Raw genomic sequence first — 16,550 nt, 5'->3', positions numbered from 1 at the left:
GTAAATCGCTGATATATAGTATCTTATTGGGTTTTGACTATATTAATATTTCCAGAATATGGAATAGCCGTCATTTGAGTGGAATCCGTACCGGCGGTAAGGTGTAGTTCAGGCCGCCTTTTCATTAAATGTATCCTCTGCTTCGGTGTGAGTGCAGGGCCTCTTTTAAAGCAGATATAAACGATGACCAACTGATAGAAGAGTATGCCGTAATTGGATTCCCCAAAAATCCCGAATTCAGTAAGTGAATTGATAATGAGAGGGATCAGCAAGCTCAGGAGCATTAGCTTTTTCTCTTCATTTTCTCTGAATATACCTCTGAAGGTGAAAATCATCTGGAAGGTGACGATGGTTATGCCTACAAATCCCAGGTTCATGAGCACTTGCATAAAGGTATTATGGGTCATTTTACCCGGGTAAGTGTGGGCGCTTTGAAAATACTCTTTGTAGTCGATCCTCATAAAGCCGAAGCCAAGCAGGGGCTCCCTAGGCAGGCCTTCATTGATCAGGGCTTTCCAGAAGGGGAGACGACCTGTCATGCTCATGATCTCTTCCAGCCGACTGGTATCTCCATCTTTTAAGATCACCTTATGCACTGCTACGGGGGTGACAAGGAGCATGCCTGCAAAAATAAGTGCTTTAAGCTTTTTATTGGAAGATTGCCTGACATGGAACCCGATAATAAGCAAAGCACCAATAAGCGAAGATCTTGAACCTGTAGCATAGAGCGCATAAAAAAGTATGATCAGCTTAAATATGGTCCACCCTCTTTTATGATCCCTTTTAAGGTCAAAGAGCAGGCCGGCGACTCCTATACCTGCCAGCATGCCCAGTTCATTGGGGTTCATTAAGTATCCACCAAGCCGTGCCTCTTCTCCACCATGGGTCATACGAAAGAAAACATCGGGAGCGGTCCACATTCCTATAACAAATATGAGCAATAAGGCAAATGAGGAGTTGCCCAGCAGGTTATAAAGGCGTGTGGGGTGTCCGGGGAAGTACTCGTCAAGCAAATAGAGACTTTTGATGAAAAAATAACAGAAGACTAGTGTTTGAGAAGTCATGAACCACTGAAGCGCACTGTAGCCGACATTGGTACTCCACATGAATGAAGCAAAACCCAACAAAAGATAACCTCCATACAGCACCGGGGCCAGCAAATTCTGACCTGTCAGCGCATCAACAGCTCCATATTGAATTATGCGACGATACATGATGTAGGAGCCAAGTAACACTCCCATCCGGCCGACCACCTTGATTGCCCGAGTGATCATCACATTTTCACTCCAGGTAAAAAAACAGGCGATCATCAAAAAGAGCAGGACTAGTAAGTACCAGTCTGTTCTTACTAAAAATCTCCTATGGTCAGTATTTATTGCCCGGGCAATCATGCTAGCCTATATAGTGTGTCAAATTTTTCAACAAGCGTATTCCAGTCAAATACTTCGCGCACCATAGCCCTGGCATTGGCGGATAAACTACTGATTTGCCCTGCCTGCTGCTTATAATACAGTTTTTGCAAGGCATCAGTAAGGGCCGCGGGATTTTCATTATTAATACAATATCCTGATTTGAAGCTGGTAATATAATTTCCTACATTGGTGGCTCTTGATACGATGGCGGGTATACCCATGCTACATGCCTCAAGCACTGCGGAAGGAAGGCCTTCATTGCGGGAGGGGTGCACAAATACATGCATTTGTCGCATCAACTCGTCTTTGTCATTGCCATATTTGCTCCCCCAAAGTGTTACATGCTTTAGGTTTTTCCTGTCTATCATTTTCACGAGCACCTCCTTTTCGTTACTGTCGCCAACTATCCATAACTTTGCCTGACGGTTCTTTTGCTGAAATTCAGCGAAAGCATCTATGATTAGGTCAAGTCCTTTGGTATAGATATCAAGCCGGCCCACAAACCCGATAATGAACTCATCATCAGTTTTGGGCTTTTGAGGTGAATCAGGTGCAACAAAACCATAAGGCAAAAGGAAAGATTTGGTATTAGGATAAATAGACTCCAGCCCATCTACTTCACTTTCTCCGATAGAATGAACCCGGTGTGCCCGATCCAGTAATTTTTTTTCAAAGAATCGGAAGTAGAGTTTCTTCATCCATGGGCTTCTTTGCATGGCTACAGTGTTGTATGCTCCGTGGGGAGTGAGTACAAAGGGGATTTGATGTTTATGAAACCAGGCGGACAAAGGGGCATAGGCGGGTATCCATCCACCATGAAGGTGGAATACCGCCTTGTCTTTTTTCTGTTTTATAGCAGCTTTAAGTGATTTGTCTACTTTGAAAGGGTTCCTTCTGGCCTGGAAAAGTTCGGTTGTAAAAATACGTTCGCCGTAGTTATGATCAGTTTTTTTGGTGATTCCCCAAACTGCAACTTTCTTACCCGCTGCCGCCTGCCTCGTGGCAAGTTGATAGACTACTTTATTTACCCCGTTCATTCGTTCGGGGTTAGCTTTTCCTAGTATGAGGTGAATTATTTCCATAATAAAAAGTTGTTTTTTCTTAAAATAAGTTGCCAAAAAGTAAGTAATGCGAGCTGAGACATCATAAGGCCTGCCAGGGCACCCATTAGTTGATACTGCTCCAGCAGGTATTGAAATGATACAAGCCCTATGATCAGAGAAATAACATAACCCAGAAAGAAATGCCTGTTGAGTACCATAGCCCTGATGGCCATGCGGGTAGGATATCCCAGAAAGATAATCAGGTACAAGATAGCCATCCCTTTCACCACATAGGCAAACCTGGCATACTGCATACCTCCGGCCAGCGTGATAATCTCAGTGGAGAACAGAAAAATAAGAACAAGCAGTGCTCCGAAGAAAACAGCAGACCTGGAGCTGATCCTTCTGAGGTATGACTTTGCAAGTTCGGGTGATCGTGTCAGCAATCGCGAAGTTTGAGGCAGAGCGTAGTTTTCGAAAGCCTGAAGTAATACATTGAGTACTCCAAACAATGATTGCACAAGCCTGAAAGCTCCCAGGGCTTCAATTCCCAGAAAGATACCCGAAGCTACTACAAAAAGATTACCTGACCACCATTGTACAAGTGCACTCATAAAAAGCCATTTGCCTTGTTGAATATGAGTAATTAAGTATGATTTCCATTTTTGGGAGTGGCATGGAAAGGGACGCATACTAATAGTGACGGCCAGCAGGGTGGGCATGTAGCCTGCTGACAATAGGAGCAGCAATGTACCGAGGCCCGGACTTTTATAGACCAGAGCGTACCCTAAAACGCATATATGAAGCATGGCTGTGAGCATGTCATACATAAAAGCCTTTTTCACCTGTGATTGAGCAAGAAGAAGCTTTCGGAAGAAATCCTGAAATATGAAACCCGTGGTAAAACATATGATCTCTACCTGCAGCTGTATGTAATTGTTTAGTAAGGGGGTACTGATCTTAAATGCTATAAATACAAGGCCTATTAGGGCAATGACTGTTAATAGCTGTGCCCAGAAGATAAATGATAAGTAACCGGTCCTGTGACGCACTACACTCAAAGTCACCTGAAAAGGCTGAATGATCAGTGCACTGATCATACTGATGGCCAGATAAATGAACACAACTATTGAGGCAAATAGGCCGAAAGCCATTGCATCCAGTGTGCGTGCCAACATGATGGTGGTAAGAAAGCTGGTACCGCTAAACACTGCCTGGTCTGCCAAAACCCATGTTTTCTTGCTTTTCAGGAGGTGGTTTATCATGATTGTTTAATTTTGTTTATTTTGCCTTTTATGAAATTTACTGTCCTCAGAAGACAAAGGGCGACTTCACTGAAAATACTGGGGGTATAGCCATTTCTGTTAAGCAAAAAATGCACATTGGGCAGGTCATATTCTTGTTTCATCAGGTCAGCTTCTATAATCCTTTTTTCCGGTGTTAACCGGGAGTCGAGCACAATAAGGTTTGTGGTTGACAGGTCCATCATGAGCAGGGACATCTGCGTGCCCAGCTGCGCATTAAGTATTAGCGTAAGATCAAATGGCTGATTGAGGTTTGCAATGGCGGTCTTTAGCTTATCTTTGGAGAAGCGCTTGTAGTCATCATTATTCAAGCCCGTGATATACAGATGGTCTGAAAGTTGTTGAATTTCACCAGCCGGTAAAGTGGCAAGCTTCAGGTCATCCGCCACATCTATAAGCAGTACTTTTCTTTCCTGGTAAGATATTGCCCTTGCCAGGTTTAGTGAGTTGAAGACGGCTCCTTCCTTTGGCCTGAATGAGCTGAGACAGATAAGGTCCTTTTTGCTTATAAGCCCCTTAATCTCCAGTTGAGCTGCTACTTTCTGGAAATGCTCTTCGGCAGTATTGCGGTCTTTAAGTTTTGGTGTAAGTGCGGCTATAGGAATCAGAGAGCTGGTCTCTATGGCACTTTTGTCATTCACTTTGGCTTTCAGTTTATGCACAGCAAATATGAAAAGTACCGTAGCAAACATACCGAGTATTGCCGACACGATTTTTATGATCGCCCCGTTGGGAGAAACGGGCTGTTTGGATATTTCTGCAGGAGTTATTACCCTATGGAAGGCAATCCTGGCAGCCTGGGCTATTTCAGCTTCTATTTTCTTTTCATTGAGAAAGTTGTATGTCTGTTGATAAATGTTAAACTCACGCTTCATTATGGTCAGGTTTTTTTCTTTTTCAGGAACACCAATAAAAACCTGCTCAGAAGCTGTAATTTCCGTGCTTAGCTTGTTATACTTTACTTCCAGGTTTTTTCGGGTATTGGTGATGCTCTCTATGAGGTAGCTGGTCAGGTCTTTGATTTTACTGTCTATCACTTTCACCCGGTCGTCTTCAGGAGTATAGGTGAGGAGCAGGTCGCGCTTTTCTGCCTGCAGGTCTTTGATCTTCTTCACAATCTCTGTGGATAGCAGGTCAGTAAATGCCTCAAAGTTCGGTGCCAGGTCGAGAAAGTGGTCTTTTCCTTCCTTTACATAAGCTTCCAGTTCCTGAATGGCTTCTAAGCTCATTTTTAAATTTGTTTGCTGGATTTTTAGTTGCGAGATCTTTCGCATGTCTGTTTCCGTTTCCTGACGGATATTGGTGATCCCTTTATTGTCCCTGAAATCTTGTATCTGGTTTTCTGCTTTGGTCAGCTTTTCATTGACCAGCTCTATCTGGTCTTCCAGAAAGTTGACGGTAATATTGGCGAGCTTATGTTTGGTATCTATATAATCCTGAATATAGACTTCAGCCAGTTTATTAGCCATGGTTGAGGCTTTGTCGGGAGAAGGTGATTTAAAGCTTATTCTGATTACGGCCAAATCTTTGTCCAGCGCCATTACATCAAGGTTTTTCATAATCTGTCCCAGCAGTTTTTGCTTGCTCAGGACCTGAAACTGATAATGGTCAATGATTTTCAAATGCGGGTTTTCGCGTAGCAACTGGTCATTTAACCGAATGTAGAATGATCCGGCGGTGGTTTTGAGTGTATCCCCCATCGTTCCTCTGACCAGCTGCCGGTCGGGTGTAGTGAGTGTATAATGTTTCTTGTCGGTTATATTCAGATCAAAACTTTTGTCCAGGCAACTTTCCGGAAGGTCGGAAACATGGACCAGGAAGGGAGCCTGGTGATAAAGCTCAACAGAGCGGATTTTACCCACACGGTATGTTTCTATACTGAAATCTAACTTGCTGACCGTCTTTTCTAGCAATACCTGGGATTTAAGAACTTCAATTTCCGCAGCGATTTTATTGGTCGAGGCAAATACATCAAAGTCTTTGAAAAGATTGCTGTTGGATATTCCTTCATTAAGGTCGGCTAGCCTCAGCTTGGTAGTACTTTCATACATGGGAGTTACATAATTAAGGTATTTGGACGCTATCAAATAACCACTCACCATCGCCGCTATGATAAGCGGGAGTCCCCTGAAGTATGGTCGTATTATTTTGAGGCTTTCTTGCATAGTTTTATAGTGCACCCATTAGTATGGCTGCTGCGGTTATGGTAGTGGTAAATGGAATGATAGTTGACACCCGCTTGTCAAACTCTTTGTGGCTTTTTGACGGTACAATAACGATATCACCGGGATGCACCTGAATGTTTCTGGAAAAGTACTGGCCGGAACGGGTAAGGTTAATATTAGCTATATAAACATCCTCACCGGCCTGTCTGAGTATCTTCACATATTTCAAATTAGCGTATGAATCAAACCCACTACATTTGGCTATAACCTCAAGCAGAGTGTTATTATCCTTGTCTACTTGTATTACCTTTGGATCTCTGACTTCGCCCAGTACAGTAATTTGCTTGTTCAGTACCCTTACATCAACAATAGGGTTAACTATCCACTTTGAAAGCTTTCCCTTTAAAATTTGTTTTACTTCTATCACTGTTTTGTTCAACACATTCATTGTCCCCAGTTTTGGCAATTCAATATTTCCTCCGGCATCTACGAGCAGCCATTTGCCATATACTTCATTAGAGTTATAGATACCGTACAGTGAGCCTACACTGAGTTCATCTTGTCCCCATACACTGATACTTACTTTATCATCTTTTCGGATGCGGTACTCATAGTTTGCGTCAAAAAGGAACACACTGTCCAAAGCGGCCGGCGAGTTATCACGCTCTGCGCGGGGCTCCATAAGCAAATGCTGAGTTTTACATGATCCGAAAACCGCAATTGTAACTACGATAATGATCTTTGTGATATTAAACTGCATGATTATAGAAACTGAAAAAGCTTTTTGAATATAGTGGGCCTGGTATGTTCCAGTAGCTCTTTAACCTCATGGATTTTGATCAGGACAGACTTGATCCTTTTGGTCTCATTGTCCCCTTTCTGGATGTAGTCAAAGGCTCCATGTTTCAGGGCATCTACAGCAGTTTTAATCTCTTCCTGGGCTGAGATCATCACTACATAAATGTTCGGGTCGTACCTTTTTATTTTCTTGAGCACTTCATAGCCGCTGTAAGTGTCCATATTGTGATCTAGAAAAACCACATCAGGCTTTTGATCCAGGTTTTCCAGACATGCAACTCCGCTGCTAAAGGTGGTTACATTTTCATAACCCAGCTTGCTTAATTGAAAGGCAAACAGATTGATGTAAAAAGGATCATCGTCTACGACGAAAAGTTTGAATTGTGTTGACTTTTTCATGATAAAAAAATTGATGCTAAAACTTACTGATGAATAGGCCAAAACGATTCCAAAAATTTAACTCATTGATAACCAATAGTTTATTTGTTTGAAGATATTAATAGGTTCCAATAAATACAGCCGGTTTCCATTATTTGGAAACCGGCTGTATTAAAGGGTTAAATGCTGATATTACCTAATGATCAACCTGGCCACATAGGTGTGATTCATATGGTCAAGAGCTTGTATCAAGTACATGCCCGGCGGGATATTCTTAAGGGAAATAGTAACTTTGTAATTATTAAGGTGCGTCTCCGACCTTACGACTCTTCCCGCAGGATCTTTGATATCATATGAGTTTATTGCCGGTGTAGCATCGAATTCATAATACCTTCTGTCCACGGTTATTTCTACACGATCAGTGGCAGGATTAGGGTATACGGTAAGTTCCTTTATGCCGCGGGAACCTTTATACTTTACTGTATTGTAGACCTCATTGGTTATTATCGGTGCCTCAAAGTCGAAACTTATTTCGGCGCTATTCGCAATGCGTTCTCCTCCCATTAGATTGCCTGCAGGCTTGATACGGTACCTGAAATACCCTTGGCTTTCCTGCTCACTGAACTCCGCATAAGGCAGGTTGATATGATGGAACTTAACAAGTAGCCTGCCGTCCCGGCTTAACTCATAGCTGTATGCATGGCTGGATGAAACTACTTCAAAGGATTGGATATCCAGAAGCGCTGAAAGCTGATTTTCAATAATTACATAAGTGGCGTGGTAGGTACCTACATTCTGAAAGCGTACGGTGTAGGTCAAAGACTCATCTCCGGCAACATAATGTTGGTCACCCTCGCCCCTTGGTGTTACGAGGATATCGTTTGGGTCAATAGCGCCTACAACCTCAATCGCTTCGCTATAACTATTGTCGGTAACATTGAGATCTTCTCCGTCGGCATCTATATTACCGGACAGAGTCAGGAACTGACCGGTATAGGCATTTAAAGTAACGCTGTCCTCAATGGCTACATGGAGTACCTCTCCAGGTGCAATGTCTGACAGGCTCCAGGTATACAGGGTGTCATTGCTTAAATATGGCTGATCAGATGAAAGTACTGATACTTCCTGCGGGTAGCCAATTGAGAGGATAGGAGCATATGCCGTAGAAGTCCCTTTATTAACAATCTGGGCAGAAGTGCTATTAGGGAAGCCTCTTCTCCATGCTGTAGTAACCAGGTTTACCGACAGGTCAAATCCTGCTGCCTGTGCTTCAAGCGGGATCTCTACAAACAGACTGTCTGTAGCTCCATCAAAAGAAGCTATGACTGATGTGGGTGCATTCCAGTAGTTAACGTTCATGGCAGATATAATATAAGCGTCTTGCGGCAGGTTAAAGCTAAATATGCCGTCATGGTCGGAGGAAGAAGTTGTACCCAGGGGTGAGACTGAAATCGGTATGTTTCCAATTCCCTTTTCGCCAGGGTCCCTTTGACCATTGCCATTTTCGTCATTAAAGGTAATGCCGTATAGTATATTAGCCTCTTCCTCCATTATGGTGATAAACGTGTTCACTGCCAGTTCAGCAGTAAGTGTTTGCCGGTGTCCAGAAGGCCAGTACACGATGAGGCTGTCAACAGAGCCGGCCGTACCTATACCAAAGTGGGCTCTCATACTATGCTGGCTGCCAAACCCGGATACCGGTAGTACCTGGCGCGTTTGCCATTGATCATTGGCTTTCACCTCCACCCGTGCTCCAAGTGCTGAACGATTGCTGTATGTACCTATGAGCTTAATATTTATCCAGTTGTTGCCATTTCCGTTATTACAAAATAATCTGTTTTTATCCCCGCCATGCGTAAAGATAATAGCATCCTGAAAGCCATCCTTGTTCTGATCTGCCCAAGCCGTGCCGTATGCATTACCGGTGTTGGATGCTATTATTTCATCCAACTTACGTGTAAATGAACCTTTTCCATCATTGATGTAGAGGAAGTTAGCTCCCTGGTCATTAGTAACAAACAGGTCGAGATCGGCATCATTATCTACATCCACCCATGCGGACCCATGGCTATGCCCTTTGTCAGTAACCACAACGGAATGAGTTACTTTGGTAAAGGTACCATCGCCATTGTTATGGTAAAGTGCATTGTGCTGATCGGAAGCGTTGGCCACAAACAGGTCCTGATATCCATCGTTATCATAATCTCCCCATGCGGCTCCAACCGAGTTGCTGTTATCATTAACTATGCTCCCAGAAGTAATCTGTTCAAACTGAAATGCTCCCAGATTTTTAAATAAAGCATTGGGTTGGTCATTACCGTTAGGGATGAATACATCTGTTAGTCCGTCATTATTATAATCCGCTAGTATAGGAGCCATGGCCCTTCCGGTAACAGCAGTCAGTGATGTATTCGTGATTGGAGTAAAGGTTTCGTCTCCATTGTTCCGGTAGAGTTGGTGAAACTTTGTTTCAAACAGGTTGGTGACCAAAAGATCCACAAATCCGTCGTTATTAAAATCTGCAAATGCAGCGCCATGCGAATGTGTTGGGTGAACATCTAATCCGGAGTTTGCCAATTCGGCAAAACCTGTACCCGTGTTGAGATAGAGCATGCTTTTCTTTTGTGTGGCATTTATGACCAACACATCCGCCAAACCATCATTATTGATGTCTGCCCATATAGATGCTGCACTCTTTGCTTTATCAGTTGTAATGGTGTTGCTGATTGAAGTAAAGCTGCTGCCATCATTGCGGAATATATAATTGGCGACATCTTCATCTTTGTCTGTTGCCATTAAGTCTTCCCACCCGTCATTATTATAATCTACCCAGGCTCCGTTCCAGCTATTGGTGAATGCAGCCTCCACTGCTTCTGAACCGCAGGAACTAAAGAAGAGGTTAGAGGCATCTTCTGAATTGTTCTCAATACCCTGGGACAGTATGGATTGCTGAAGCTGACCATCTATTTCTCCTGTAACTATTGTTTCGACCGTAATTACGGTTTCATTAGCTATAGGAGCTCCATCATTGTAGCCGGCTGATATGATAAGAGTTGTTTCTACCTGATATGCATCCTGTGAGGTAACATTCGGTATGCTATCAAAAGTAACCCGTGATCCATTTTCTTCATAGGAGATACTTCCTTCATAGGTTTCATTGTTTGAGGTGTTTGTGATTATACTTTCCAAGGGGATGGTTCCTGAACTTACTCGAATTTCTACGTCAGGATTCTCTATAGTTGATGAGCTTACCTGTAGTTGGGAAGCAAGCGTAATGGTATCGCCAGGAGCGGCACTAGAACTCGATATGCTCCCGATTTGATTGAAACCATGAGGCAGAGATGATCCGAAATAGGTCATCCAGTTGTCGTTGAAGTTGGTAGAGAGTACCGCAATATTTGTTGATGCTTCAATTAAAACGTAAGGTCGCTCCGGGCCGCTGGAAGACCCGTCTCCATTGTATATGCTCTGCCATTCGGCAATACTAAAAAATGCATCAGCATACCGGTTTGCATCTATATTATATGTTCTGTTTATTACTTCTCCATTGGTTTTCGCATCTTTAATCGTTACGGTGCTGTTTTTACTTCCTGCAAACAGATAGAAATGTGTATAGCTGTCACTAAAAGTTTCCCCTGTAAACGGGTTAATGACATTACTTTCATTGCCGGGAGGCAGCATGTAGGTGAGGAATGTAGTGCCGGATGTGGTGCCATTGCCCGAAGATACCATAGTTGCCATATCAGAAGTACTGGTATAACCTGTTTCCATCCAATTGGCTTCAAATACAGAAACACGCTTTCCGGCTGAGCAGGTGACCCGAAAGACCGTGTTGTAGGTTGCATTACTGTTTTGTTTGCCAACCCAGTCTACCGGTGCAAGACTGCTAAGGTTCCAGCTATTCATATTCACCCACGAGCCATTGTCATAACGTTCCAGCGAAACGTCATTGTTGGCATCCCAGGATACTATTCTAATTTCTTGCTCTCCTTGTGATTGGTAGGGTACTGCAAAGTAGAATAACTCTCCGGCAGCACTGCCATTGTAAGAGGGTACATAAGCACCGCCGTCTCTGGCATTGTTCCATAGCGCGCCGTATTGCACACTTATAGAGCTGTTCGCTTCAATTATGTAGGTTTCACCCGTGATCATAATGTCCCTCCCATCCTGAAAGTAATGGATGATATCTTCACCTCTATTTAAGGTGCGCTGAGTAACAATAGTCCTTTCATGGATATTCACATCTGTATAACCTGTAGTGGTGGTAGCTGATTGTGATATTTTAGAAATAGTTATAGTGGTATTGTCATGATAGGCGAACACATTGAGGTCTCTGGGTGAATTGGAATTTTTTGGTGCATAAACAATAAATTTTTCACCTACTGACTTTTTGTTTATAGAGGGTACAAAATCATGCTGCCAGTCACTGTCAGTCGACATGGAGGCATATACCAATTCGCTACCGGTAATGGTATAGTAGTCTCCGTCACTTTTCAATTCACCCCCTGATGCGTACAGGGCATCATCATTTACGCCATTATCCTTAATGTAGAGGATGTATGACTGCCCCGCCATGAGCCAGCCGGTAATATTATCATCGCTGTCACCATCCATGTTGTCGTCAGAAATGGTAAAATAGGTACTGTCGCTAATGGCTGTAACAATGAGTGCCACGTTGCGCTGAACCGGGTCGTTGTTAGGAGGCACAAAAATATTAAAGTAAGTTGAGGGCTCGCCACCGGCCCATACGTCAACAACAATAATCAGAAGCAGACATGAGAGAATTATGTTTTTCATAGCGTACCATTTATTTTGGAGTTGCTAATACCAAACAATATGCCTGATGATGTAGTGCTTTAGTTTTCAGTATGTTAAGTATGTATCCCCGACAAAGGTTTTCCGGCTCACCCAATGATTTTCCATTTTTTGGAATTATTGCACCTCTTGTTTCATTTGAGAGGCAGCGTTTTTGAGTGTATTAGTCACTTTTGAAATGAGCTGCTTCAGTTGACGGGTAGTAATGGTTTCACTCGTTATATTTTCAAGTGTTCTTATTTCTTCTTTGATAGCGTAAATGCCCATGTTATCAATACTCGGCTTCATTCTGTGGGCAATTTTCTGTATGGTGATCAGATCCTGCTTCTGGTGGGCTTCCAGGATGCCATTAATGGTTGGAGGAACAAGGTCGATAAAAATAGAGATCATTTTGCTAACGAACCCGTCTTTACCTCGACTCATTTTCTTCAGTTTGGAAAGATCATATAAAGTCTGGGCTTCTTTTGATTCAGATGTTCTACCGTTTGCTTTGACCTTGCTAAACTTTGCGATAGTCTGTAGAAAGTCTTTTTCTTCGAAAGGTTTGGTAATATAATCATCCATCCCGATGGCTTTACAGGCATCTATTTCTGATTTAAAAGCATTTGCGGAAAGGGCAATGATTGGTGCTGTAATTTTTAATTCATTGCGAATTATTCTGGTAGCCTCTATACCATCCATTACAGGCATCTGAATGTCCATCAAGATCAGATCAAAGTTCTGTTTTTTAATCAGTTCTATAGCCTGTAATCCGTTTTCAGCTTCGGTAATTTCGATATCAAACGAGTCAAGGGCATGTGAGACCACGAGCCGGTTCATTTCATTATCTTCTACCAAAAGTATTTTTATTTGATCGATGGAAATTTGGTGAAACAAAGAGTCATCTTTCTTGATTTTTTCAGGATTCCCCAGCGGCAGCCGGAGAGTTATGTTAACTATTGTACCCTTACTTTTTTCGCTGGTTACGATGATCTGTCCTCCCATGAGTTCTATTAGCTCTTTGGTAATGACCATACCCAAGCCTGTGCCTCCAAACCTTCTTGAGATAGATGGATCTTCCTGGTGGAATTTCAGAAATAATTTACCTATGTAATCTTTATCCATCCCAATGCCTGTATCTTCAATGATCAGATGCAAGGTTTGGGCAGTCACCAAGTCGTTACCATTTGCAAAGCATTTAACAGAAACAGTACCCTCTTCAGTGAATTTGATAGAATTACCGGCAAGGTTGATCAGAATCTGTCTTAGCCGGGCCTCATCGCCAATATGAGCTTTATAAACAGTGTCATCAATTGAAACCTGAAGATTTATATTTTTCTCATCAGCCTGGGATTTTAAAATAGAATATACATCGTCCAGCAGGTTCTGCAGGCTAAAGTGGCGAGTTTCCAGGCTTAGCTCTCCTGACTCTATCTTAGCAAGATCCAGGATGTTGTTAATGATCTGAAGAAGATGGTGTGATGCTTTATTGGCTCTCGTAATGTATTCTTTCTGATGCTTTGTTAACTCTTCCTTATGAAGTTCCCGGATCATACCTATTATACCATTAAGTGGCGTTCGTATTTCGTGGCTCATATTTGTTAAAAATGCCTCTTTAGCCTTACTCGCCGTTTCTGCTTGCGATTTGGCTTGTTCCAGGCTATTTATGAACTCATTACGTTCCAGTGTGGAATTTACCCACCTTGATAGCAGTTGAATAAACTCTTTTTCGCTCTCTTCAAAAGGCCTGTTATTCTTTTGAGGAGATGAAAAGTTAATGGTACCAAAGACTTCATTGTTAAGTTGTATTGGTACGCCAATGTAAGTTTCCAGTTTAAACTCTCCATAGCAGGGATGGCCGCTATATTTTGAACTTTTCATTTCATTTATAGCTACCAAAGACATTTGAGTGAGCGTAAGGTCACAGTAGGTTTTACCCAGTTCAAAAACCATGTCGTCTGTAAGGGTGTTCTGCCTAGTATACTGCACCAATATTGTGTAGGTATTTTCCTTCTTGTCAATTCTGCTGATAATGGCCATATCAAGCTCCAAGAAATCCAGTCCTAATTTCAGGGCTTTGCGCAACTGTTCCTTGACATCAGTTTCTGAAAGTGCATTGATTTCGTTCAAAGCTTTTAACGCCTGTTGTTGCCTGATGAGCTGTTCTTCCTTTTTCTTCCTGTCTTCTATGTTCTGAATGATTGATAATATCAACTTTTGTCCATTTTGGTCGCGGTAGGCAATTCCGTTGAGCAGTACAGCGTACCGAGATCCGTCTTTTCGGATATATTCTTTTTCATACGGCCCGTAGCGGCCGGCTTTTTCCAGATTCTTCAACTGAATAGCTTCATGCTTCTCATATTCCTTTGGAGTTATATCCCAAAACGAAAGATTAAGGAACTCTTCCTTGGTGTATCCGGTAGCCGTGTACAGTGCTTCATTTATTTCAAGAAATTCACCCGTTTTATAGTCGTTAAGGGCAATCCCAACAGGGCTTAGATCATAGATACTCTGAAATTTATTGGCATTCACCTTGAGTTGGTTTTCCAACTTTTTTACTTCAGTTATTTCCTGATGCGTGCCATACATCCAGAGTGGCTTCCCATCTGAAGTCCGGGAAATAACCTTACCGCGATCAAGTACCCAGATCCAATGTCCGTCTTTGTGCTTCATCCTGGATTCAAACTGATAAAATTCAGATTCTCCGTTAAAGTGGCGTTCCAGGGCTGCATTACTTTTATTTAAATCCTCAGGATGGGCAAAATTTGCCCAGGTTTCTATGGTAACTGGTGAGATTTCCTCTAGTGTGTACCCGATAATGTCAGCCCAGCGTTCGTTGAAAATAGTTTCACCCGTTTGTATATTCCATTCCCAAGTGCCCAAATTTGTACCCCTAATAATATAGTCAAGGCGCTGGCGCTCTTGTTGCAATGTTGTTTTGGTAGTTTTTAGCTCGGTTATATCCAGATGAATACCTATTGAGCCTATAACCTCTCCATTATCATTATAATTGGCGGCACCGCTTACTAGCCACCATCTGGCTTCCCCTCTCTTGTTTCTAACCAGCATTTCATAGCTGTCGGTTATTGAAAACATCCGCTGACTATGTTTTTCCTGAATAAATTCAATGCCCTCCCTGCCAAGAAAAATGGAGGATGCTTTCTTGCCTTGGATTTCGCTAAACTCATATCCGGAAATTTGCTCAAAGCTTTTATTGCAAAACTGGATAATATCGTTTTTGTCCACTTCAAGCAGGCCGAGGTGCATATTCGATATTATATTTCTGTACTTTTCTTCCTGTAACCGTAAATGATGTTCTTTTGACTTTCTTTCGGTTATGTCCCGTGAATTAATAATTACATAACCTGTATTGCCTATTTTAATATGTTTCATGGTAAACTCCACAGGAATAACCTGCCCATTTGCCTGGTTTACATTTTCACCCTCCAGGGTAAGATATTCAACCTTTTTTAGATCATTAATGTATTGGTGCCAATCTTGCTCTTGAGTATATAATTTCTCCAGATCCCGGATGTTATAGCCACGTATTTTATTAGATGGAATTCCCAGTCTTTTACTTGCAATCTCGTTGAGATAAAACAATGAGCCATCCTCAAAGGTCACCTGTACGGCATCGGAAGAGTTGTTGATAAGGTTTTTGAACAGGGAAAGTTGTTCATTGTATTTTTTTGTCTTTATTTCGGCCTGCTTCTGTTTGGTTATATTATTGAAGTAAACGTTGATATGCTTTTGCTTCTCTGAGAGTTTTGCGGTTACTCTATAGATTTTAGCTTTGTTTTTAAGCTCAAACTCCTCGATAACATTGTTCTCATCGATGCTATCAGCGATGATTTTAAGTAGTGTCTCCATATTGGTTCGCTCATTTTGGAAAAAGGGCTGCTGAATGGCTTCTGCCGGCTTATTTCTTTGTAAGAGCACTCCTTTTCTGTCAATTCTGAATACAGGATCGGGCTTTTCAAGAGCAAAGAGAGCCATGTTATGTAGTTCCAGTGTGTAGTTCTCCTTGTGTAAGGCGCTTGTAATGTTATTGCTGAAACTTCCTAGCAAGAGCATCTCATCATAGGTCCATTCACGTTCAGTGGTGCAATCATCAAAACCAACAAATCCCCAAAGGGTACTTTCATAAAAAACAGGAATAATGAGAATGGATTGAACTTTATGTTTCTCTAAAATCCTTTGGAGGTATGGGGTAGACGAAATGCCGGAAACCACTGCTTGGAAAGGTTTGTTTTGAGAAATTACAGAGAGAATATCCCCAAACTTTTCCATGGACATATGGTGCAATTCAGGATTTTCAATTATCGGAGGTAGATTTTTACTTGCCCATTCAAAGCGAATTGAAAAACCCTCACCAGAAGTATTATGCGCATTGTTTTCAAATAAATAACACCGATCTACCTGAATAGCCTGCCCGAGAATATTTAAGGAACTTTGTATGGCTTCAGCCAGGTTAGTATTGGTTAGGAGTTGTTCGGTGGCGCTGGCAATACCCTTCAGTATGCGCTGGTTTTTAAGTAGTTGTTCCTCATTTGATTTTCTTTGAGATATGTCTCGACAGTCCAGTAATAAACCTTCTATACCATTTTTTTCTTTTAGGTTAATAGCGTTAAACTCCAGATATTTATAAACGCCGCT

At 42.2% G+C, this 16,550-nt stretch carries 8 protein-coding genes; all 8 read right to left on the bottom strand.

What is annotated here, in order from left to right:
• Nucleotides 1-23: 23 nt before the first annotated feature.
• Nucleotides 24-1,274, bottom strand: a complete 1,251-nt coding sequence (locus tag E1163_RS29460; RefSeq protein WP_246223983.1) for an O-antigen ligase family protein — start codon at nt 1,272-1,274, stop codon at nt 24-26.
• A 113-nt stretch (nt 1,275-1,387) separates the two neighbouring features.
• On the bottom strand, nt 1,388-2,494 hold the full coding sequence (locus E1163_RS29455; RefSeq protein WP_155177256.1) for a glycosyltransferase family 4 protein: 1,107 nt from the start codon (nt 2,492-2,494) through the stop codon (nt 1,388-1,390).
• On the bottom strand, nt 2,485-3,720 hold the full coding sequence (locus E1163_RS29450) for a lipopolysaccharide biosynthesis protein (RefSeq protein ID WP_155177254.1): 1,236 nt from the start codon (nt 3,718-3,720) through the stop codon (nt 2,485-2,487). The genes E1163_RS29455 and E1163_RS29450 overlap by 10 nt, the downstream gene beginning before the upstream one ends.
• A complete protein-coding gene (locus tag E1163_RS29445; protein ID WP_155177252.1) occupies nt 3,717-5,924 on the bottom strand; it encodes a GumC family protein in 2,208 nt (735 codons plus the stop codon). Before E1163_RS29445 ends, E1163_RS29450 begins: the two co-directional genes overlap by 4 nt.
• A gap of 4 nt (nt 5,925-5,928) precedes the next feature.
• Complete coding sequence (locus E1163_RS29440) at nt 5,929-6,684, bottom strand: polysaccharide biosynthesis/export family protein (protein ID WP_155177250.1); 756 nt, start codon at nt 6,682-6,684, stop codon at nt 5,929-5,931.
• 2 nt (nt 6,685-6,686) lie between these two features.
• On the bottom strand, nt 6,687-7,121 hold the full coding sequence (locus E1163_RS29435; protein WP_155177248.1) for a response regulator: 435 nt from the start codon (nt 7,119-7,121) through the stop codon (nt 6,687-6,689).
• Nucleotides 7,122-7,292: 171 nt separating this feature from the next.
• Nucleotides 7,293-11,897, bottom strand: a complete 4,605-nt coding sequence (locus tag E1163_RS29430; RefSeq protein WP_155177246.1) for an FG-GAP-like repeat-containing protein — start codon at nt 11,895-11,897, stop codon at nt 7,293-7,295.
• A 135-nt stretch (nt 11,898-12,032) separates the two neighbouring features.
• Nucleotides 12,033-16,550: PAS domain S-box protein (locus tag E1163_RS29425; protein WP_185156259.1), on the bottom strand; the 4,518-nt coding region annotated here is incomplete at its 5' end.

It is taken from the genome of Fulvivirga kasyanovii (assembly GCF_009711405.1).
Taxonomy (GTDB): domain Bacteria; phylum Bacteroidota; class Bacteroidia; order Cytophagales; family Cyclobacteriaceae; genus Fulvivirga; species Fulvivirga kasyanovii.
Note: the sequence above shows the minus strand (reverse complement) of the source record. Positions and strands in the feature narration are given on the sequence as shown.

Excerpts from the sequence above, each read along its gene's own strand:
- E1163_RS29450 (WP_155177254.1), bottom strand. The coding sequence starts at position 3,720 with ATGATAAACCACCTCCTGAAAAGCAAGAAAACATGGGTTTTGGCAGAC.
- E1163_RS29440 (WP_155177250.1), bottom strand. The coding sequence starts at position 6,684 with ATGCAGTTTAATATCACAAAGATCATTATCGTAGTTACAATTGCGGTT.
- E1163_RS29455 (WP_155177256.1), bottom strand. The coding sequence starts at position 2,494 with ATGGAAATAATTCACCTCATACTAGGAAAAGCTAACCCCGAACGAATG.
- E1163_RS29460 (WP_246223983.1), bottom strand. The coding sequence starts at position 1,274 with ATGATCACTCGGGCAATCAAGGTGGTCGGCCGGATGGGAGTGTTACTT.
- E1163_RS29445 (WP_155177252.1), bottom strand. The coding sequence starts at position 5,924 with ATGCAAGAAAGCCTCAAAATAATACGACCATACTTCAGGGGACTCCCG.
- E1163_RS29430 (WP_155177246.1), bottom strand. The coding sequence starts at position 11,897 with ATGAAAAACATAATTCTCTCATGTCTGCTTCTGATTATTGTTGTTGAC.
- E1163_RS29435 (WP_155177248.1), bottom strand. The coding sequence starts at position 7,121 with ATGAAAAAGTCAACACAATTCAAACTTTTCGTCGTAGACGATGATCCT.